General features: G+C 64.6%; 21 protein-coding genes. All 21 read right to left on the minus strand.

Translation table 11 applies throughout. The annotated features are described in order from the left end of the window. Positions 1–8: 8 nt before the first annotated feature. The gene (locus BN1233_RS40550; RefSeq protein WP_046869350.1) at positions 9–332 is read right to left on the minus strand and encodes a hypothetical protein; all 324 of its coding nucleotides are present in this window, start codon (positions 330–332) and stop codon (positions 9–11) included. Further along, the gene (locus BN1233_RS40555) at positions 329–4,267 is read right to left on the minus strand and encodes a host specificity factor TipJ family phage tail protein (RefSeq protein WP_046869351.1); all 3,939 of its coding nucleotides are present in this window, start codon (positions 4,265–4,267) and stop codon (positions 329–331) included. The genes BN1233_RS40550 and BN1233_RS40555 overlap by 4 nt, the downstream gene beginning before the upstream one ends. A 10-nt stretch (positions 4,268–4,277) precedes the next feature. Beyond that, the gene (locus BN1233_RS48005; RefSeq protein WP_046869352.1) at positions 4,278–4,472 is read right to left on the minus strand and encodes a hypothetical protein; all 195 of its coding nucleotides are present in this window, start codon (positions 4,470–4,472) and stop codon (positions 4,278–4,280) included. Continuing rightward, a complete protein-coding gene (locus tag BN1233_RS48010; protein WP_147707827.1) occupies positions 4,472–4,747 on the minus strand; it encodes a hypothetical protein in 276 nt (91 codons plus the stop codon). The genes BN1233_RS48005 and BN1233_RS48010 overlap by 1 nt, the downstream gene beginning before the upstream one ends. A 130-nt stretch (positions 4,748–4,877) precedes the next feature. Continuing rightward, positions 4,878–5,384: a DUF1833 family protein gene (locus BN1233_RS40570; protein ID WP_046869354.1), complete on the minus strand. Its 507-nt coding sequence runs from the start codon at positions 5,382–5,384 to the stop codon at positions 4,878–4,880. Positions 5,385–5,386: 2 nt separating this feature from the next. Next, on the minus strand, positions 5,387–5,764 hold the full coding sequence (locus BN1233_RS40575; protein WP_046869355.1) for a hypothetical protein: 378 nt from the start codon (positions 5,762–5,764) through the stop codon (positions 5,387–5,389). A gap of 4 nt (positions 5,765–5,768) precedes the next feature. Next, complete coding sequence (locus BN1233_RS40580; RefSeq protein WP_046869356.1) at positions 5,769–11,603, minus strand: phage tail length tape measure family protein; 5,835 nt, start codon at positions 11,601–11,603, stop codon at positions 5,769–5,771. Further along, positions 11,587–12,021, minus strand: coding sequence for a phage tail assembly chaperone (locus tag BN1233_RS51505; protein WP_425311791.1), 435 nt, complete (start codon positions 12,019–12,021; stop codon positions 11,587–11,589). Before BN1233_RS51505 ends, BN1233_RS40580 begins: the two co-directional genes overlap by 17 nt. A gap of 5 nt (positions 12,022–12,026) precedes the next feature. Continuing rightward, positions 12,027–12,416, minus strand: a complete 390-nt coding sequence (locus tag BN1233_RS40590; RefSeq protein WP_046869358.1) for a hypothetical protein — start codon at positions 12,414–12,416, stop codon at positions 12,027–12,029. Positions 12,417–12,485: 69 nt separating this feature from the next. Further along, positions 12,486–12,968, minus strand: coding sequence for a phage tail tube protein (locus BN1233_RS40595; RefSeq protein WP_046869359.1), 483 nt, complete (start codon positions 12,966–12,968; stop codon positions 12,486–12,488). A gap of 102 nt (positions 12,969–13,070) precedes the next feature. Beyond that, on the minus strand, positions 13,071–13,313 hold the full coding sequence (locus BN1233_RS40600; protein WP_046869360.1) for a hypothetical protein: 243 nt from the start codon (positions 13,311–13,313) through the stop codon (positions 13,071–13,073). 24 nt (positions 13,314–13,337) lie between these two features. Continuing rightward, positions 13,338–13,742: a phage tail terminator-like protein gene (locus BN1233_RS40605; RefSeq protein ID WP_046869361.1), complete on the minus strand. Its 405-nt coding sequence runs from the start codon at positions 13,740–13,742 to the stop codon at positions 13,338–13,340. A 1-nt stretch (position 13,743) separates the two neighbouring features. Further along, a complete protein-coding gene (locus BN1233_RS40610) occupies positions 13,744–14,013 on the minus strand; it encodes a hypothetical protein (protein WP_046869362.1) in 270 nt (89 codons plus the stop codon). A 2-nt stretch (positions 14,014–14,015) separates the two neighbouring features. Then, positions 14,016–14,717: a hypothetical protein gene (locus BN1233_RS40615; RefSeq protein ID WP_046869363.1), complete on the minus strand. Its 702-nt coding sequence runs from the start codon at positions 14,715–14,717 to the stop codon at positions 14,016–14,018. Positions 14,718–14,904: 187 nt separating this feature from the next. Beyond that, a complete protein-coding gene (locus tag BN1233_RS48015) occupies positions 14,905–15,564 on the minus strand; it encodes a phage head completion protein (RefSeq protein ID WP_048710788.1) in 660 nt (219 codons plus the stop codon). Further along, entirely contained in the window at positions 15,564–16,184 is a 621-nt protein-coding gene (locus BN1233_RS44000) for a head-tail connector protein (RefSeq protein ID WP_048710790.1), read from the minus strand. Before BN1233_RS44000 ends, BN1233_RS48015 begins: the two co-directional genes overlap by 1 nt. 121 nt (positions 16,185–16,305) lie before the next feature. Further along, on the minus strand, positions 16,306–16,647 hold the full coding sequence (locus BN1233_RS40635; RefSeq protein ID WP_046869365.1) for a hypothetical protein: 342 nt from the start codon (positions 16,645–16,647) through the stop codon (positions 16,306–16,308). Further along, positions 16,628–17,026 (minus strand): hypothetical protein, encoded by a 399-nt coding sequence (locus BN1233_RS40640; protein WP_046869366.1) that lies wholly within the window; start codon positions 17,024–17,026, stop codon positions 16,628–16,630. Before BN1233_RS40640 ends, BN1233_RS40635 begins: the two co-directional genes overlap by 20 nt. Before the next feature lie 56 nt (positions 17,027–17,082). Next, entirely contained in the window at positions 17,083–18,429 is a 1,347-nt protein-coding gene (locus BN1233_RS40645; protein ID WP_046869367.1) for a phage major capsid protein, read from the minus strand. Positions 18,430–18,523: 94 nt separating this feature from the next. After that, positions 18,524–19,594, minus strand: a complete 1,071-nt coding sequence (locus BN1233_RS44005; protein WP_048710792.1) for an HK97 family phage prohead protease — start codon at positions 19,592–19,594, stop codon at positions 18,524–18,526. Between the two features lie 9 nt (positions 19,595–19,603). Then, positions 19,604–19,811, minus strand: a 208-nt coding sequence (locus BN1233_RS48965; RefSeq protein ID WP_046869368.1) for a hypothetical protein, incomplete at its 5' end; no start/stop codon positions are given.

Genomic DNA, 19,811 nt, shown 5'->3' on the forward strand with positions numbered 1-19,811 from the left:
CGGAGCGGCTAGGGGCGCGTGCTGAAGATGTCCGCGAGCGTCGGCCCGCCCGTGAGGTCTTGCGGCGCCGCCATGATCTGTCGGTCGATATCCACCAGTTCTTCCGGTGTCTTCTCGATCGGCACCCTGCGCTCGATGTCGATACGGTGCGTTTCCGGCTCGACGCGGACGCCGCGGATCAGCGCGAGGCCCTGATCCTCCATCTCGTCGAGCACAATGCGCTGCGTTTGACCGTGCGCGAGGATCACGCCGGTCCCCGGATCATAGTGCGTGAATTCGATCGGTTCGAACGGATCGAGGCCCTCCGCCTCGTAGTCGGCAGGCCTTCTCATCGTGCAGTCTCCAGAACCGTCATCGTCACGCGGCGGCCTTGGCAGACACACCGAAAGGTATGCACGCCCTCCCAGCCTGCCACCACCATGAGCTGCGTCGTGACCGTCGGGAGCGCGTGGTAAGTAATGACGGCGGTGATCTCGCCGCCGGTCGTGGACGTCAGAACATTCGAGACGGCGCCCGGTGAGGCGATGCCGGTCTGCCACGCCTGGCCGTTGTAGTAGATGGTGCCCTCGGCATAGCCGTAGCCGCCGGAGCCCTGCACCTCGCCAGCACCGTGGATCGTCACGAGGCAGACCAGCCGTGCGCCGTAGCGGGCATAGATCCCGCATGACACGTCCGCAACGGCGGTGGCGGTCGCCATGTTGGTGACCGCACCGTTTGCGAGCCGCAGCGTGTCGATCTCCGCGACGCCGATCTTCGCGGTCGTGATCACCGCGTCGTTGATCTGCGCGGACGAGGTGATGATGTTCGAAGCAGCGAGCTTCGTGCCCCAGATCGTACCGTCCACAATCAGGTCGCCGCGCACGCCCATCGAGAACTGCACGGAGCCGTCCATCTTCCTGGCCCCGGTCAGGACGTAGCCGCCCGTCCGTCCGTCGATCTCCATGGTGACGCCGTATTGCGCCTGGATCCCGTTGATCGACGAGCCATACTGCGTCAGCGTCGCGGTGTGCCCGTTCACGGACGTTTGTAGCGTCGAGACCTGCTCTGCCTGCGCGGAGTCGGCGGAGCTGCGCGCCGTCTGCTCTGCAACGATCGCTGCGACGTTGCCCTGGACATCCGTGCGGAGCACCTCGAGTTGCGAGGCGACTGCCTCCTCCGCTGTCGTGCGGGCTGTCCGCTCCGCCAGGATCGACGCCTGGTTCTCGCCAACGCGCGCATCGAGCGTGGTGATGCTCTGTGCGAGAGCCTCGTCCTCGGTCGCGCGGACGGTACGCTCCTCGACGAGGGAGGCCGACACCTCGCCAATCTGCGCGCCCAGCATCAGGGTCTTGGATGCCGTCGCCTCGTCCTCGTTGTAGGAGGTGACCGTTTCTTCCGAGGTGATGTTGCCGAGCACCTCGATACGCTCTTCCAGCCGCTTGAGCGCGTTGCGGGTCGCCTCCTCGCCCATGCGCGCGACGGCATCGACGGCCTCGCGGACCTGCTCCTGCAAGTGCTGCAGGTCGATGAGCATGTTCGCGATGTCGCTGTCGATCGTCGGCTTGAACAGAGCCGCGGTGGTGTAGACGTATGCGCTCGCGACACCTTGCGCGTTGATCGCCTGCGCGCGGATCCGGAGCTCGACGTTTTCGCGATACTCGACGACGTACGAACCCTCGGTCGCCTCACCCGCGTGGATGGCCTGCCACGGGGTATCTGGCCCGTATTGGATGTCGACGATGTAGCGCACCGCGCCGCGCGCCTGCCCGACCGCCCAATCGAGGACAAGTGCGACCGCCTTCTGCACCACCATGCCCCTGACCCACGGCAGGATCGGCAGCAGATGGCCTTCGTTGTGAATGACCTCCTTGATGGGCGGGGCAGGCGGCACGGCTTCGCCGAGCACGGACCAGACCTCCGGGGCATCGTAGACCGCCGTCACGGCGACGCGGTTGAGGCCCTCGGGCCTCGCGGTGCGGATGATGTAGGGCTGGCTGAGTTCAGCGAGCGTCCCGATCAGCACGGTGACGGGAAGCTTGCGGCGCGTCTTGACGAACAGGCTGTTGAACGGCTCGCCCGTGTATTGGGCGATCGTCGTCACGTCGTCGGCGTCGAGCACGATCTCGCGCGGCTTGTCCCCAGCCGTGAGCGCGACCGGTCCCCATTCCCGGCCCTTGTCCGTGCGGAACACCGCATGCGCGCCCGCCGGGATCGGGACATCGACATCGAGGGTCAGGGTGTAGCCGACGCGCTTCTCGACGCCCGCCGCCACCGGCTGATCGAGGTACCAGGTGTCGACATAGGCCGCATCGTTTCGCCCCAGGATGCGGCCCACCATCTCGGTCGTGAAGGTTCTGCTCTCCCGCCGGTAATAGGCCGAAGCGGCATACCACCGAGCGAGCATCACCGCGTGCTCGTGATTGCTGACCCCGAAGGCATTGATCCGGCGCGGCGTCAGCGTCTGCGCGCCGACCGTCACGCGCTGCTCGCCGCGCTTCTGCGGATCCCCGTTGACATAGTATTCGACGATCACGTCCGACGCGCCGTCGCTCATGTCGAGGTCGAACTCGGCACCGCTCGTGTCGCGCACGATCTGCCTGCGCGTGATGACGTGCTTGCGGAGTGAGCGCGGCTCGTCGCGGGTCATCGACCAGGTATCGCCGAGCACGAGCGGCTCGCCCCGGATGACGCCGAGGATCGTGCCCATCACCTCCGCGACCGCCGCGGGGCCGCGGATCTGGCCGTCGAAGGTGTTGTTGCGCGCGAGCGTGTAGGCGTAGTGCTCGAATGTCGGCAAGTCGATCTTGTGGTCGGGAATCGCGCCGCCATAGCGCTGGTTGCGGAGCACGTCGAGCGCGCACCAGACCGCGTTGTTCGTCGGTCGCATCACCCAAGTGCCGCCCTCGCGCACGGGCAGGATCGACTCGCACTCCACCCAGATCTCGCTGAACGAGGAGATCGAGCCGGTGTGCTTGCCCGAGCGGATCACCATCCCGATCTCGGTCACGTCGGGCCGCAGCGGCTCGTCGCCGAGATGGGCGCGCAGGCCATCCCACATCACCGTGTTGACCTGCCTGACGCCCTGCTGCTCGAGATACCCCGTAACCGGCGGCTGCGTGTTCCAGGCACGCACGGCGTAGCGTCCCATCGGGACGTTGATGTAGCGGGTGAAGCGCAAGGGCCTCGTCGAGACCTGAAACCCGCCATCGTAATGGAGGTACTGCCACGCACCGGTCGGATTCCCGTCGTCGTCGATCGGTGCATATTCAAACTGGACGCCCCAGTAACCCGGCAAGTTCATCGTCTTTTTCGGGTGATTGGAGAACACGCCCTGCGGCAGCGAGTAGTCGAGTTGGATCCGGTTCGTCTGCTGCCCTTGCGGCGTGACCGGGAACGGCCCGCTCCACGGTGGGTTTGCGGGTGGGTCGTCGCCGAGGCGCGGCAGCTCGGTGCCCGCGACCTGGTCGGAGGAGTAGACGCTCGACGGCACGAGCGCGGAACGCTGCCCCGGCTCGATGAACTCGATCTGACTGCCGTCGAAAGGCGAGCGCACGCCCTGATCGCGCGTCCACATGATCGCCTGCCCGACGCGGATCGTATGAACGACATACCGGCCCAGCCCAAGCGTGAGCCGCTTGTAGAGGATCTGGTCCTCGCCCTCGTAAGCGAAGTAGTCGGGTTGCGAGAGGTCGGGATTGCTCCACACGCGCCCGTAGTTGATCGGTATCCTGTCTCCCGCGCGCGGGAGATTGCCGCCGCCCGAGACGCCGTAAACCGGTCTGTCGTCCTCCTTATTGGCTTTCGGCTTGGTGGCTTTGCTCAAGAAATAGGCTGCGCCGGCCACGATGCCGATCGCCAACACTTTGCCGAGGAGCGTGAGCGAGGTCGCGGTGCCGATCGCCGCCGTTCCGGCCGCTCCGAACAGCGAGCCGATGCCGGCGACGAGGTATGGTGCCGCGACCGCGAGCACGATCATGGCAATCGCCGCGCCGATGGCTTTGCCGCCCCCGCCGCCTCCTCCGCCGCCTCCGCCTCCTCCGCCGAGCGGGAGATACGTTATGACGACAACGTCATCCGGCCCGACGAGCGTGTTCCGCCACTCCTTCTTGAGCCGCACCGTCTCGTCGCTCGGCTGGAGCATCTGGCCGCGCCGATGGACCGACACGATGCACGGACGACCGGGCGTGCGTTGCTTCGCGATGGTCGACAACCGGCGGCGCCGACGCGGGAGCGCAATCGGCTCCCGCAGCGGTTCGCCAATGTCGGAGGCGTGGATGACAAGCGTCATAGCGCGAGCGTCAGGCCTTCCCGTCGACCTTCTCGGTCTCGGCGTCGATCTCGACGTTCTTGATCGTCAGCGCGACACCGATCGTGCCGTCCACGATAGTGGGACCGGCGTGATGCACCGGGATCTCGACGTCACCGATACGGATGCGGCTCACGGGTCCGCCGTTCGCCTGAATGAACACCACGCGCGTTTTCTTCTCTGCCATCACTCACTCCTCTTTGGGACGAACCACCGCGGCACCCAGCCGCGGATCTGGAGTTCCCGCAGCGTGTCGAGCACGACGCCGTGCGGGTGGTCGGTGTGCAGCACCCTACCCTGCTCGAGCGCGACGTAGACGCCTGCGTGCTCGAGATCATGGGGATTGCCGCCGATGCGGTGCATTCGTGCGACCGCGCCGTGCTCCGGCGATGAGATCTCGCACCACCCGAATTGATCCGCCCCGGTCGACAGCAGGCCACGTCGCGTTGACCGGGGCGGCACCGCCCGCTCCTCCGAGAAAGGAAGCGTGCGATCGAACAGGTCTCTCTGCACCTGGCAAACGAGAGACCAACAGTGCAGTCCGCGCCGCTGCCAGGGCTGGCCGATGAGGCCCTGCAGATACGCGAGAGTCTTAGAGTCCATGCAGCGCCGGGTAATCGGCGAGCGAGTACGTCAGGCGAGGAAAAGCCTGTCTGTCGGCTTTGCTGGTCGTCTCAAGCGTTCCCGTCGCCGAGGTCGGCCCGAGCGAAACCTTGGACAGCATCAAGCCTCCCCTCACCTCTCCGGGGCGAGACAGGTCGCTCACGGTGTAGCCGCGATAAGTGACGTTGAGCGGCAATCCCGCTTTCACCGCTGCCTTCAAATGCGGCTGGAGCAACTTGCTCACATTGTCTACCGCCAACTGTCCGGTCGTCGGCCCGTCGTCGTCGAAGCCCTGCAGCGTCACCTTCACGCCGCAGGCGATGAAGCGCGCTTTGAGCCCGCCGTCGTTGATTGGCAGGTCCATGTCCTGCTCGACGTTGCACACGATGCGGACGGGCTCCGCGAAGCTCGCGTGATCCAACTCGATGGTGTCAATGATGACATCATCGATGTCCGGATCGGCATACGCCTCTTGAATGGCGTCGGTGAGTGACATCGCTACCAGTCGAACACGAGGAGTGTGAAGGACGAGGAGAAGCCCATGCCGAAGGTGTCGCTCGAAACCTTCGCCTGGTCGATCATCACGGTCTTCACCTCGTAACTGTTCGTCGCCGGCCGATAGACCGGCATGGTGAAGCGCGAGGTTCCGTCCACCAGGTCGTTCTCGATGAAGGAGCGGAAGCGCTCGAATTCGGCTGGTGTCTGGAAGACGAGCCGATACTCGATCCGCGCGCGGCGCCCGAGCCCGCTGCGCCGGCCCATGGGCGGGCCATCTTCGAACTCCGTCCACAGCGGAGGACGCGTCATCTCAGTGATGCGGTAATTGTCCATCGTGGGCTTGAAGGTGAGCCCGCTAGGCCAGGCAGGGAGTGCCATCGTTCTATCCGATCAGGGCGCGGCCGGACTGGCGTGCGCCCATGGCTTTGACGAGGTCACCCCGACCCCGGGCCGCACGGTCGGCTTGCCAGGATTCCATCCGCTCAAAGATGATGTCGACGCTGCCGTCCTGATTGGTGCGGACCTCTGGCTGCGAGGGCGCTCCAATGACGTTGACGATCGGTTGCACCACGGTCGCCTGTTGCGACTGAGCCCCTCGGCCGCGAGCTGCTGCTACGTCGTCGCGTGAGAGAACGACCTCGCCTGTCTGCAAAATCGCCGCGCGTTCGTCGGCCGCGAGCGTCCCGCTGTGCAGGCGCGGCGCGTTCTCGAAATACGCCGGATGGACATAGCGCATCTTTCCGTGGATCCCGACCATGCCGCCGTCGTGGTAGAGCCCGCCCGCGCCAGGCGTCATGCCGAGCCCGCTGCCACCAGTGAGCCCCGACAACAGGCTGGAGAAGAAGCCGCCGCCGCCCTTCTTCGTGAAGCTGTTGAAGAGGTCGTCCATGGCGAGATCGAGCAGCTTGTCGACGACGCGGTTGAGGGCGTTCTCCAGCGCTTCCGCTCCGCTCTTGCCGGCGCGCAGGTCGGAGATGAATCCCTTCAACGCATCCTTGCCGATCGAGCCGAGTTCCTCGAGCGCAGCCTGCGCATTCTTGAGGTTCTCGGTCTCCTGCGCGACGCGCCCATACTCCTGGGCATAGGCACGGATCCGTGCTGCCAGTTCCGGCGTGATCTGTACCTCGTTGCGCAGGAACTCGTTGCGCATCCGCTGCTCTTCGTTCGCGGCCTCGATCTGGGCCGTCGTCATGAACATCGTCTCGCGGTAGACCTGGTTGAGCCTGACCTGCTCCTGCAGCGCGGCGTTCGCATCCTCGAGGGGGCGCTGGACGAACTCGTAGATGTCGGTCTTGTTCTTGTCCGAGAACGCCTGGTTGAGGTTGGTGTCGACGTTGAGCTCGACTTTCGGCACGTCGATCTCGCGCCTCGGCAAGGTGCCAGGCGTGGTGCCGCCACCCGCGGTGCCAGGCGTCGTCGAGCCCGTCGTTGCGACGTCGCGGACGTTGCGGTTGATGCCCGCCCACGGGTTGCGGATGCCGGAATCCCTGAAGCCGTACCACTGCCCGTGGCCGTGCTTCTTCATGTAATCCAAGCTCCAATCGACCTGGCTCCGCCATGCATACGGATTCCGGACGTCGATCCCGGCCCGCTTGGCTTCGACCCCAAGCCCGCCCATCATGTTGAGCTGCGTCACGCCCCAGGAATCTTCCTTGGGCGTCTTGGCATGGGCGAAGATGTTGAACCGGGATTCCTGGTTGAGCCCCCGCGCGATGATGTCGGGGTCCATGCCTCGCTTCACAGCCGCCGCCCGAACATAGGCCTCGACCGCAGCCTTAGAGTTGTCGCCAGTCGCAAAGGCGGTCTTTGTGGGACCGATCTCCCGCGCCGTGACGTTGCCGGGGCCACTGACCGACCTGGTGCCGCCGAGTAGCTCGCGCTGCTCCTGCAGCCACATCTCGTTCTCTTTGAGCGCGCGGCGGAGCCCCCTGAGGCCGGTAAGCTCGAGTTCCTTCCTGGCGTCGCGCGCGAAATCCTTCGCCTGCTTGTTCGCGTCAGCAATCACCCGGTTGCGGGCCATCTCGGCCTCGACCGCGGCGCGCAGCTCGTCGCCGGTCTCGCGCAAGACCTTGGTGCGGGCCCTCTCCGACTCGATCGCGGCCCGCTCCTCGAGCGTACGGGCGTTCAGCGCCGCGATCTCGAGCTTGTGGTCCTCGATCGCGAGCTCGATGGCAGACTTCCAGTTGTCGAGCATGAAGCGGGCGCGGCGGAGAGCCTCCTCGGCCTCGTCGGCGCTGTAGCCCAGCTCGCGCAGCCGCTCGGGCCCTTCCTCGAGGATCTTGCGGTTCTCGCGCAGCGTCCGGAGCCCCTCGATCTCGGGCATGAACCGGCCCATGGCGCCCTGGACGGCAGAGCGCTTCGCGAGCTCGAGTTCCTGCTCGCGCGACTTGTTGAGGCTCTCGATCGCCTTCTCGTTGCCCTGGACGAGCTTGATCTGCTCGTCGTAGCGCTTGTTGATCTCCGCCAGCCCACGCTCGTAGCTCGAGAGCCCCGAGACCTGCAGATTGAAGGTCGATTCCTTCAGGAGATCGAACGGCACCCGCCCGCCGGCTTCCTTCACCTCGATGGTCTGCTCGATCTTCTTGTTCAGCGCATCGATCTGGCGCTGCGCTTCCTCAGTGTCGAAGTCTGGGCGGCCTTCGCGCTTGAGGGTTTCGATCAGCGTGACCTGGTCGCGGAGCTTCTCGATCTCCGCATCTTCCGGGATGAGCGAGCGCTGGAGATCGTCATAGCGCTCGAGTTGCATCGCCAGGGTTTCTTCGCGACGCGCCTCGTTGATGGCGTCGATCGCCTCCTTCACGCCTTTGGCGGCACGGACCTCGTCGTCGTACTTCTTCGTGATCTCGGAGAGGGCCCGCGAGTACTCGCTCATCCCTGCGGTCGCGAGGGCGAAGCTCGACTCCTGCCGCAGTTCGTAGGGGCGCTGCCCGCCAGCCGCGCGGATCTCGCGGATCTCCTCCGCCCGGTCCTTGGCCTCGTCGATCGCCCGCTGCGCATTCTCGATGCCCTCGATGATGACCCCATTGGGCAGCGGCGTTGCCATGAGGTTGCGGAGGATCGAGATCTTCCGCTCGACGTCCGTGAGTTCCTGCTCGAGCGGATCGACATCACGCAACGTCTGCGCCACGAAGCTGATGTCGTAAGCCTGGATCGCCTGCTCGCGCGCCTGCGCGACCTCTTTCATTCCTTCGCCGGCATGACGCGCCTGGCGATCGAGATCGTCGTAGCGCTGCCGGATCTCCATCAGGCCGCGCGCGTAATCGTTGAGGCCGGCGGTCAGCAGCGTAAACCGGGATTCCTTACCGGCTTCGAAGCCAATCTCGCCGCCGCCTTCCATGGCCTCTGCCGTCTGGCGGGCCTGCTCCTGGAGGATCTCGAGATCCCGCTGCGCCTGGGCGAGCGCTTCGGCGTTGATCAGACCAGGCGCCAGGCCCTGCAGCTTCTGGATCACCCCGATCCTGGCCTGCAGCTGCTTCATCTGGTCGTTGAGCGGATGCATGCCGGCCGTCGCCTTGCCGACCAGATCCGAGAGTTGATTCGCCTGATGCTGGGCGGAGTCCCTCTCTGCCTTCTCCGCCTCCTCGCGGACCTGGCGCTCGAGCTCCGTAGCGTAGCGCCGCGCCGCCTCGGCCCGCTGTCGGTGTTTATCGACGTTCGCGGCGGGGTTGGCCTTCTCCATGCGCTCGTGGAGCGCCTCCATGGCCTCGGCATTCTTGCGCGCGGTTTCGGCGCGCGTCTCGAGGTCAGGCTCGAGCGTGCGGCCGATCGCATCGGCTCCTTCCGAGAAGGATTCCTTGAACCCCTCCCAGAAGCGACCCCACCTCGTGAGGCTCTCCTCGTGTTTCCGCAGACCGACCAGGGAGCTATCGAACATCACGCGCTGCGCCCGGTGGGCGTCGCCCTGCGCCGCCAAGCGCTTGATGTATTGCTGCGTCGTGTAGTCGAGCGTGCCGAGCTTCTTGTTGAGAGTCTCGACCCCGCGCTCGGGATCGGCAAAGGCCTCGGCGAGTTCCGCGGTTGCTTCCGGGATCTCCTGCCTCGTGGTCGCTGCGTAATCCTTCGCGGCCAAAGTCAGTTCGTGGAAGACGTCCTTGCTGATGCGTCCTGTGCCCGCAAAGGCGGCGAGCATGTCGCGCGCCTGCTTTGACGTGACGTTCCCGGCTTCGGCCGCGGCATCCGCCATGCGGTTCAGTTCGGAGGCGGTTGCGTTCGTGCCGCGCCCGACGCCGTAGAGCGAGCCCTCGAGGGCTTTAATGCTCTTGAGATAGCGGTCCCAGGAATAGGCGGCTGCGATGCCGCCCGCGACGAGTGTGCCGATGAACAGGGTCGCTGGACCAACCGCTGCCATGAGCCGTGACGCGACGGCCTGGAGGCCTCCGGAGACGCCGCCCTGAGCACCCGCAAGTATTTGATAGACCTGACCTCCTTGCTGATAAAGTATAGTGAGGGGATTCTGCCCAGTTAATAATCCCTGGGCTACGTCTATCATTTGATACTGGAAATTAGTCCATTCATGGCTAGCCAGTTTCAGGGCGCCCGCCACGCCATCCTGGCCTGCGTCTCGTTTAATCTTCGAAAAGACGCGATCTGCCTCGTCTAGACCACGCCTATACTGTTCCGGGTTGAGGAAGCCTGCGTCCTTCATCTCCTTGAGACGGGCCTGCTGCGTCTCGAGTTGCTCGAAGCCCATGTTGACGGAATCGACCGCCCACTTGACCGCGTTAGCCTCGCGCTCGAGTTGCTGGAGCTTCTTCGCGGCCTCCTCTTCCGCCCTGATCCAATCCTGGAGTTCGCGCTCGTCCCGGCGCCACAGGACGACCTCGCCCTCGGTCTCGCGCGACTCGCGGCGGGCCTCCGCCTGCTGACGGGCCCGCTCGACGAGTTCATATTCGCGCTGGGCTTCCTGGGCGAGCCGCTGGTCGCGACGGGCCAGGATGGTCTCGTCCTCGATCCACTTGGCCTCACGCTTCGCGATCGTCTCCTGAAGACGGCGCTCCACCATCTCCTGCTGACGGCGGGCTTCGGTGGTCCGCTCGATCTCCTCGCGCAGCTCCGCCTGAAGCTTGCGCTCGTCGGCCTGCCAGAGGACTGTCTCGTCCTCGATATCCTTGCGCTCACGCCGCGCCATCGTCTCCTGGAGACGGCGCTCGACCAATTCCTGTTCGCGCCGCGCTTTGGTCGTCGCCTCGATCTCCTCACGGATCTCGCGCTCGATTTCGCGTTCGTCCGCGCGCCAGAGGATGGTCTCATCCTCGACCTCTTTGGCAGCGCGACGCGCCGTCGTCTCTTGCAGACGACGCTCGACCATTTCCTGCTCGCGCCTGGCCTGCGTTGTGGCCTCGATCTCCTTGCGGATCTCCTCCTCGAGTTGACGATCCTCCTTGCGGGCCAGGACGGTCTCGCCTTCCATCCAGCGCTTGAGGCGGCGCTCCTCGGTCGCCTCGATCGTCCGCTGGACGAGTTCCTGCTCACGCAGAGCCTGGGTGGTCTGCTCGACCTCCTGCCGGATCTCCTCCTCGAGTTCACGCGACTCCTTGCGCCACAGGATCGTCTCGTCGTCGACCTCCTTGCGGGCGCGCTGCTCCATGGTCTGCTGCAGCCGCCGCTCGACCATCTCCTGCTCGCGCTTGGCCTGCGTGGTGCGCTCGACCTCGGCGCGCAACTCCTCCTCAAGCTCGCGCTCTTCCTTGCGCGCGAGGATGGTCTCGTCATCGACCCACTTCTTGGACCGTCGCGCCTCAGTGGCCTCCATGGCCTTCTGGACGAGTTCGAAATCCTGCGCTGCTTGCTTGGCTGCCGCGGCAACGCGCTCGAGTTCCTGGACCTGATCGTCCATCTGCATGTCGAGGCGCAGCGCATCGCGCATCTTGCCCCCGACCTCGGCCATCTGCCGCTGGATGCGGGCCAGCGACTGCTCGGCGGCGACCGGATCGATCAGTCCCTGCGAGAGCGCGTTCTGGGTGGTCCGATACTCCTTCGTGAGCCGCGCGAGCGCAGCCTCGAGATAGTTGGCGCGACGCTCCTGCGCCTCAAACGACTTGAGAACCGAGAGTTGCTTGCGCGACAGGTTGTCGGTCTGGATGGTCGCCGTCTGCCCCGAGCGGGCGACCGCATCCATCGCCTTCGCGACCTTGTCCTGCTGCGCAGCAAGCCGGTCCATCCCCTCCGAGATGGCCTCGACCCGGAGGCGCCTGACGGTTTCAGTCGGTGATGCCATGCGCGTCGTCCGTCTTCTCGGGGGAGTGGCGGTTGCCCAGGCGTTTCATGAGGGCGCGCACGCCCTCGACGTCAGTGGCCTCGACCTCGTCGACGAGGTTCTCGTCGTCCTGCCGCTGGCGCAGGCGCAGGTACTCGCTGTCCTGCACTTTCACGAGCGTGATGAACCGGTCGAACTCGTCGACGTCATCGATGCGGTAGCGGCGCGCGTATGCATCGATCGCCGTGAAAGGAATGGGCCCAAGACCCATCCCGACTTGGCGATCGTTGTTGAGCCGCCAGAACGCGTCTGCATAGAGTTCCAGCCCGCGAGCGATTTCCGGCTGGTTCAGGAAAGCCGCGGGAGGCTCGCGGCCAGTCTCGCGTTGGCGCCGTTCGTAGAACTCGGCGCGAGCGCCCCACGTTATCTTCCAACGCAGGGCGGTTAGGAGTTTTTTGCGTCGGCCTCGAGGGACTGCTTGCCCTGCGCCGCAACGATGTTGCCAGCGTAATGGACCGCGCGCCGGAACACCGCGAACTCCGGATCGCTCAGGAGTTGCTTGGCGAGTTCCGGGGTATACTCGGCGTCTTCGATGCCGTGCCAGTCGACGAGGATCGTCTCGTGCAGCAACTGCGTGTCGATGGTCTCCGCGATCTCCGGATCATCCCACTTTTCCGGCGGGATGTCGGCCCGCAGCTTGGCGAGCAACCGGCGATAGTCACTGTTGAAGATGCCGCGTACCTTAACCTTTACGCCAGGAAGGTTCGGCAACTCGCCAACCCATCCCCCGGACTCGATCTTGTTGGTGACATCACGGATATCTGAGAGCTTCATCGTGGCCTAGTCTCCATAAGAAACCCCGGAACCAGTTCCGGGGTTTTGTTGAGTAAGATTGGGCCGGCGTCAGACGCCAGCGGTCGCCTTGACCTCGAACATCTGGCTGTTGACGCCGATCGAGTAAGTGCGCCTGATGACGTTGTCGTTGCCACCGATGTTGCGGCGACGGGACATCACGAGGCCGCGGAAATACTCGATCGTTCCCGTGCCCGTTGCGTTCGGCTTGTCCGGATACTCGATGCGGAACGCGAAGTTCAGGTTCGTGCCCTCGGCCGCATCCAGCGCCGTCTGGCCTTCGTCCATGGGATCGTGCGCGACGGTCAGTGCCATCGTGCCGGCGTCACGCGCACCCTTCGCTTTGCGCACGCGAGAGTCGCCCACCGCAGCGAAGGTCACAGCGGAGGATTCGTCACCGACCTCGCCGTAGGTTTCAACGAGACCAATCTCGGTCCAGTCGGTGAGATCCTCGAATTCCTCGACGGTGTCGACGGACTCGAGAACGGAAGGCCCGATAAAGAATCGGGTACCCGACGCGGTTACAATTGGCATGGGAGCTACCCTTTACGCAGTACACACGGCTGCCCGGGGCCGTTTCACTTCTGAACACGACCCCGTCGGGCGGGATTCGGGGTCTCTCCGGGGAGGAGGCTGTTAGGTGTCGGCGGCCTTGCGCACCGTGTTGTCGGCCACTGCAACACGACCGGCCTGCTTGGACCCGCGGCCTTCGACCGAGATCGCGCCCGTGCGCAACAGCGGCTGAACGTGGACGTCATCAACGTCGAAATCGACGTTCTTCGTCTCACCGGGTCTCAAGGTGGCGCTCTTTACAGTGCCGTCCTTGGCGCGCTTGCTGATCACGACATTGACTTGGGAGTTACTCGTCACTTCTGGCATTGCATCCTCCAGTGAACGTCGACCTCAACCCACGAAGTCGTACGTGTAGGGGACCACAACGGCCGCGGCGTAGTAGGAGCCGCGGTCGTTGTTGTCGTCGAGAAAAGGACTGTCTGGGACTTGCGTTTTCAGCCCGCCGCCGAGATTGCGGTCACGGAACAACGTCGCGAGTTCATCGCCCCATTCGAGCGCGAGATCGGTTCCGGAGCCGCGCTCGACATGGATCACGAAGCGAGCGGCACCGTCTTCCTGGTAGTAACGAGACTCGACCGCGAGCCGGCGCGTGCGGCTCAGCGGGTATTGCACGATTACAAAAGGTGTACCGTCGCTGGGAGCCTCAGACTCTTCGTTGCTCTGGTAGACCGGCGCACGGCTCCACTTGGCCGCAAGATAATCCTCGACGGCCTTGACGACGTAAGGATGCGCCACGTCAGGCCTCGAATACTGATCCGTCTTCGAAGATGATCTTGGCGACGCGCTTCATCCCGCCGTTCGCCGGGTCATGGGTGTAGAAGCCGGCCTTCCCGTTGAACGTCGCCTCGATCATCCCGATCTCAAGACGGGCCTCGACGGGCTCGCATGGGCGGAAGCGGAGATCGATCTCGGTACAGAAGGTCTGCAGTTCGATGCCGGTCTTGGCGTCGATGACCTTTGTGTCATTGGAAAGACCGGTCTCGTTGACGATGCGAACGCTTCTCATGGTCACGGCTCGATGATGATGGCGGGGTTGCGGCGCAGCCAGTCGGCGCGGCCCGCTGCGCTGCGCTGGGATTCCATGCTCGTGGTTTGAGCCCACTCATCGATCGCGCCGAACATCGGGGCTTCGTAGGTGAAGCGGATGCGCGCGAGATTGCTGAAGCGCTGGTGCGCCTTCTTCGCGACGACCTGGTAGACGCCATGCGGCGCCTGCAGCGAGAGCGGCGGTCGGTTCGGGTAGCCCTCGAGCTTGCGCGCATATGGCTGCGTGTTCACGAAAGTCGCGCGGTCGAAGGATTTGGGGAGCGGCTGAGACCCCAGTTCGAAGAACTCGTTGTCGATGAAGAACGCATGGCTCTTCTTGTAGAGCCCGGGATGGCCTGGACGCTTGTCCGTCCCCTTGCCGATCGGCGATGTCTCCTCGAGCAGGTCGCGGATGAAGAAGAACAGCTCCTCGAGCAACTCGAATTCGTAGATGACCTGGCCGTCTGGCTTCACGGAGGTCTCCGGAACGCCCTCGCGCCCGTCCACCCACCTCTCGTGCGGCGGCACGCGTCCGAGCACACGGCGGTTCTGCTCCTCGGCCTTGTGGAGTTCCTGGACCGCGAACTCGGCCAGCTGCCGGCTGCGCGCTTCAGGGCTCAGATAGTCTGGGAACACCACAAGGATGTCCCGCTCGATCGGATCGACCTTGACGCGGACAGCCATCAGCGATCCCTCACGTAGTGGCGCGGGTCTCTGACGTGCTCCGCCATGATCCTCGGGCACGCCTCACGGTTGTGATCACGCTCGCCGCAGTAGGTGCAGCGCATAGCCTGACGGTTCGCGTATCCACGCCAGGTGCTCGGGCAGTTATTGACGGTATGCCGTCCTGAGCCGCAGTAGGTGCAGCGCATCAGCCCGACGCCCTAATGTCGTAGACCATGAGCTCGCCCGCGATGCGGTGCGTCGAGTCGTCGACCGAAAGCACGTTGAGCGAGCGCCCGCGCACGATGATGCGGTCATTGACCTTCGGCGGGATCGGCCAGCCTGCACGCTCGAGATCGTCGGCAGCGACGTAGACCCTGCGCTCGCCTTGCGTGATGCCGCCGATGAGCTCGTCGGGCTGATAGCCAACGACGATCGCGCGGGCGACAGCCTCGATCGCAGGAGCGTTCGGGACCACACGGCGCATCGTGACCACCTCGCCGCGGATCGAGAATTCGCGGTCGTATTGCGCGCGGCCGGGAGTGTTGTTGAGGTCGAGGCGGAGCATGCCATCGGGCCGCTCCGTGTGGAGGATGCCGGCGATCTCATAGGACTCGCCGTCGACCACCACCTGGTCGGAGGTTGTGAGGGACCGCGCGAACGCGCTGTCGTGCAGGGTCAGGGTCGCGGTCCTGACCTGCAGCGCCAGGCCCCCGATCGTGACGTCGCGTGGGCGAGTGTCCTTGATCCCGGCCCAGACAGGATCGCCGAGCGGCTCGAACCCGCCCCGGAGCGTGCCTAGCGCTTCGGGCACGGGTGCTCGCCGCCGGAAACTCGCGCGGCGGTTGAGCAGGCCTGCAGCTGTCATCAGGAGTGGTCGTGAGCGATCCGATAGCGCCCGCAGAGGGCTTTCAGTCCGTATTCGATCTCGCCGCCCACCGTGCGCCCCTCCGAGCCCACGGTCTCGCGGTTTTGGTACCAGTGCGCGGCCAGCATCCGGATCCCCAGCTTGATCGGGCTCGGAATGTCGGCCGCGGCGCCAAAGCCGGCCACGAAGCGCAGGCGATAGGCGCGCGGATTGCGGATCCCCACGTAGGGCCAGGCCCGCGAGGAGACGATCCGGTGGACACGCGGGAAGACGCCCGTCGTCCCGACGAAGTAGGATTCGGGCGCCACTGGCGTGTAGGTCGCGTTGGCGAGGTAATCGAAGACGATCGCCGCGCCTTCCTTGATGGGCCGCATTGGGAGCTCGAACCCGTAGCGATCCGGCCCCGCGCTGTAGACCTCGAATTCTTCGTCGAGCAGGCAGCAATGGCCGAGCCAACCTTCAGGGCCCGACAAGTAGTCGTAAGCAGCCTCGATGAAGACTGCGATGAGTTCGTCCTCTTCCGAGTGACTGACACGGACCTGCGCTTTCACATCAGCAATCGAGACGACGGCGAGCTTCTGCTCGCGTGTCAAAGATGTTGAGATCCGGCGCAGGTCCATGCGTCAGTCCTTCGTGTCGTAACCGCTCCCGCGGCGCGAAGGACGCATGGCGCGGTCCTCATAGCGGCGCGGGCGACGACGCATCTGCCGAGGATCGTGCTCCTCGGCAGCGCGCTCTTCGTCACTTTTTGGCGGTTGGGGCTTTTTGGGTGTCGTCACTGGTGGTTCTCGACGTGTCGGTGCTGGTCGAAGCCGTCGACACGCGCATCGGCTTTGCATCCTGGCTCGCAGCCATGGGCTCGCCGCCGCGCTTGCTCTTCACGTCGGCGCTCGCAGGCCTGATGCGGTCGTCGACCATGTGCTCGGAGGCCAGCGGCTCGGGTTCCTGGTCCGGATCAAGCTCATGCCCGACCGGCTGGATCTGCCCCTCGGCAACAGCCTCGGCGCCCCGCTTCTCGATCTCGCTCATCTCCTTGAGGCGGTCGCGGGCCTCCGGGAGAGTTTCACTCTTCATCTTCGTCATCTTCGTTACCTCGACGCTCCAGTTCGCCCTGGATGATCAGGTCGGCTTCGGCGACGGATGAGATCACCCGCGCTCCGCCTACGAGATCCTTCGCAATGCGAACGCGCTGCAGATGGTGGAGCGATCTCCAGTTCTCTGGGATCTCCACCGACGATGAGGCAGCGGGGATATTGCTGCGCTCAGGGGTGTCGGCCGGCACGTCCACCGGTCGACCGTCTTTCCCGACAGGAACTGCCACTTTGCGCTGGAAGAGCCTCAAGGCCTCGTCTGGAGGGAATCCCGCCAGTGCTCCTTCGTCGTAAGGGGCGAAGGAGTCGACAACTTGCATGAGCACGAGGCCCTGCTTGTTCGCGAGGCTTTCGAAGGTGTTCAATTGCATGGCCTGTTCCTGTCTTTTGATTCAAAAGACGGCCCGCCCAGAGGCGAGCCGCGTGATCAGAACCTGATCGTCGCTTTCACGACAGCCTTCGCGAAGCGCAGGCCGAAGTCGTGCATCGACTCCGCCAAAATCGCGAACATGTTTTGCTGCCAGAGGTGGATGAGGTTCTCACCCGTGCCATCGGGATCGAGCGTCGCCTGGTCGCTCATCTTCATCGTGATGCCCTCTTCTTCACCGAAGAGCACATGCGTGAAGTCGACGAGCGCAAGCGTGGTCTCGTCGGTGGTCGCACCGCCGTTCGTGGGGAGCTGCGCGGTCACCACGACCGGAAACCCTTTCCACGTCACGGCATTGCCGCTTCCGATTCCCTGCATCGTTGGGAATGCGAAATCGCCGTCAGAGCCTTCACCAACGCGGACATCCGCGAGGCGCATCGCCGTGCGATAGCTCATCACCCAACGCCACCGGTTGCTGGCGAAGATATTTGCGGTCGTCATCCGCAGGATCATTGCGGTGGCGAGCGCATCGAGCTCAGCGAGCGTCGGGTTGAGCGGATCCGCGAAGGTCGGCGTGATGATCTGAACGCCGGCCTTGTTGAGGATTCCCAGCGGCGATGCGCCAGCACCAGTGCCAAGCCAGCCGTTGAGATCGAGCGTCAGAGCGAGTGCGCTTCTGAGATCCTCGCGCACATACTCTTCAATGTTACCGATCGTCCACATGCGGGCTTCATTGGTCAGCGGCACAATGCCGGCCAATTTTTTGGCCCTCATGTCAATCGCGTCGAAAGTCGGCGTGGAGACTGGCTTCAGAGCGCCTTCAGCAACGTACGCTGCCGTCGCACCGGTTGCGCCGCGGCCGACTTTGTACTGGCCGTTCACAAACTGCACCCGCGTTGGGCCCGCAGCGAGGAACGTTGACTGCATGCGAAGCAGCGGAATGATTCCGCCAACCTGCGCCTGCGGGACGAGAATACCGCCCTCGGCCGACACGAGCGTGTTGACGGCCTTGGCCTTCGGGTCTTGCTTGAGCTCGCCCGCAAACTGGCCGTAGCCTTCGTCTTCCAAGACCTTCAGCGGGTGCTTCCCGTCTGCTTTGCCCTTGATGATCGCCGCCGCCGTGAGCGACAGGGCCATCTCGCCGCGGATCTCTTTCGGCTGCGCATGCAGGACCGTGCGCTGCTCGCCGGCCGGCTCGTTCGCGGGCCGGGAGGCCTTCGCCTCGAGCTCTTCCGCCTTCTCGAGGAGCGAGACCTTCTTCTCGATCGCCTCGATCTCCTTCAGTGCGGTCTCGAATGCATCGAGATCCTCCTGGGTGGCTTCGTCCGCAAACGCCTTGCTCTGGATGCCTGCGAGCGCGCCGTACTTCTCACGCAACTGAGCGCGCAGCTTCTCGAGTTCAGACATGAGTAATTACTCCACTCTACTCATGGAAACGGGCGCCGTAGCGCCCGCTCATCGCCCCTACCCGCTGGGGCCAGCGTTTCGGCTGCACGCCGAGTTAAGCCGCGAGACCTTTTTCCCTGAGACGCGAGTCCAAAGCCTCGAGGCGTGTTTTGAGCGCTTCCTTGCGCGACGCTTCGGCGACCGTGGCTTCCGCCTCTGCAGTACGTTGCGCCTGGAGTTCCTGCTCCAGACGCGCTTGGTTCTCCTCGCCAAACGCGAGGTCGAAGATGCGCCGCAGGAACGAGCGCGCCTGCGGCTGCGTCATCTCGGGCCCGGGAGCGGCATCGTTCGCGGCGGGCGGATGGTCGGGCGCGGGATCCTGTGAACCCACACTCTCCTGCGGTTCCGGATTGGCATCAGGCTCCTTGATCGCCTTCGCGACAGCCTCCTCGATCGCTTTCGCGTCCACCTTCTCGGCGCCGACCACGACGACGATCGTGCGGTTGCCGGAGGATTCCTTGTGCGCGGCCTCGAGCTCGGCCCTCGGGATGACCAAGCCGGTGCCCGTGCGAGTCCAGGTGTCGAGGATCTCTTCGATGAGATCGCGCGACATCTTCAGTTCGCCACGCGCGGCCTTCGCAATAGCCTCGGGCTGGGCCGGAATCGGTACGAGCGAGCACTCGATCAGTTCCGCCTCCAGGATGTCGTAGCCAGGCCAGTAGTATGTGTCCTGCTTCTCCTCGGGTACCTCGCGCTTCTTCACGCTCTTCGGCAGGAAGCCGATCGACACCGTGCGGATGCCGCCGTGTTCCAGCATCCAGGCTGCCTGGTCGATCTCGGGGATCGGCCCGCCGGCAGGATGGAGCGTCAGCGTGCCCTCGGTGCGCTTTGGCCTCCCGTTCAGGATCTTGCTGACGTCGCTCCACAGGCCGACGGGAAACTTGGAGGAGGAGTGGAACAGCAGACCCTGCGGGTTCTTCATGAACTCCGTGAGATCGACGCCCTCCTGATGCACCACGTCGCGGTCACGATCGGGCGTCTGCGTGCTCATCACGAAGCGAGCTGAGCGCTTCTCGGGATCCCATGACGGTACGCCCTTCGCCGCCTTCATGACGGTGCCGTCTTCCGACACGAAGTTCTTCCTCGCGGCGAGGTATTCATCGACGCTGACGAGGTTGTCGCCCATTCCGATCTCCTACTTGCTCTCAGCCGAGGGCCTCTTGCCGCGCTCGACGAAATACTTGGTCGCGACCACGATCACGAACGCGCCGTAAGCGTCGTGCGCCAATCCCTGGAAGTAGTCTTCCCACTTCCACTCGGACGCGATCAGCCACGCGAACACGCTGATTCCGAGCCACATGCCGGCAAGCACAATCGAGAGGCTGTGCTCACGCAGCCATTTC

Origin of the sequence: Microvirga massiliensis (assembly GCF_001006805.1) — a bacterium.
Taxonomy (GTDB): domain Bacteria; phylum Pseudomonadota; class Alphaproteobacteria; order Rhizobiales; family Beijerinckiaceae; genus Microvirga; species Microvirga massiliensis.

Coding starts and splice junctions, on each gene's coding strand:
- BN1233_RS40550 (WP_046869350.1), bottom strand. CDS start 332: ATGAGAAGGCCTGCCGACTACGAGGCGGAGGGCCTCGATCCGTTCGAA.
- BN1233_RS40555 (WP_046869351.1), bottom strand. CDS start 4,267: ATGACGCTTGTCATCCACGCCTCCGACATTGGCGAACCGCTGCGGGAG.
- BN1233_RS48005 (WP_046869352.1), bottom strand. CDS start 4,472: ATGGCAGAGAAGAAAACGCGCGTGGTGTTCATTCAGGCGAACGGCGGA.
- BN1233_RS40570 (WP_046869354.1), bottom strand. CDS start 5,384: ATGTCACTCACCGACGCCATTCAAGAGGCGTATGCCGATCCGGACATC.
- BN1233_RS40575 (WP_046869355.1), bottom strand. CDS start 5,764: ATGGCACTCCCTGCCTGGCCTAGCGGGCTCACCTTCAAGCCCACGATG.
- BN1233_RS40580 (WP_046869356.1), bottom strand. CDS start 11,603: ATGGCATCACCGACTGAAACCGTCAGGCGCCTCCGGGTCGAGGCCATC.
- BN1233_RS40590 (WP_046869358.1), bottom strand. CDS start 12,416: ATGAAGCTCTCAGATATCCGTGATGTCACCAACAAGATCGAGTCCGGG.
- BN1233_RS40595 (WP_046869359.1), bottom strand. CDS start 12,968: ATGCCAATTGTAACCGCGTCGGGTACCCGATTCTTTATCGGGCCTTCC.
- BN1233_RS40600 (WP_046869360.1), bottom strand. CDS start 13,313: ATGCCAGAAGTGACGAGTAACTCCCAAGTCAATGTCGTGATCAGCAAG.
- BN1233_RS40610 (WP_046869362.1), bottom strand. CDS start 14,013: ATGAGAAGCGTTCGCATCGTCAACGAGACCGGTCTTTCCAATGACACA.
- BN1233_RS40615 (WP_046869363.1), bottom strand. CDS start 14,717: ATGGCTGTCCGCGTCAAGGTCGATCCGATCGAGCGGGACATCCTTGTG.
- BN1233_RS48015 (WP_048710788.1), bottom strand. CDS start 15,564: ATGACAGCTGCAGGCCTGCTCAACCGCCGCGCGAGTTTCCGGCGGCGA.
- BN1233_RS44000 (WP_048710790.1), bottom strand. CDS start 16,184: ATGGACCTGCGCCGGATCTCAACATCTTTGACACGCGAGCAGAAGCTC.
- BN1233_RS40635 (WP_046869365.1), bottom strand. CDS start 16,647: ATGACGAAGATGAAGAGTGAAACTCTCCCGGAGGCCCGCGACCGCCTC.
- BN1233_RS40640 (WP_046869366.1), bottom strand. CDS start 17,026: ATGCAATTGAACACCTTCGAAAGCCTCGCGAACAAGCAGGGCCTCGTG.
- BN1233_RS40645 (WP_046869367.1), bottom strand. CDS start 18,429: ATGTCTGAACTCGAGAAGCTGCGCGCTCAGTTGCGTGAGAAGTACGGC.
- BN1233_RS44005 (WP_048710792.1), bottom strand. CDS start 19,594: ATGGGCGACAACCTCGTCAGCGTCGATGAATACCTCGCCGCGAGGAAG.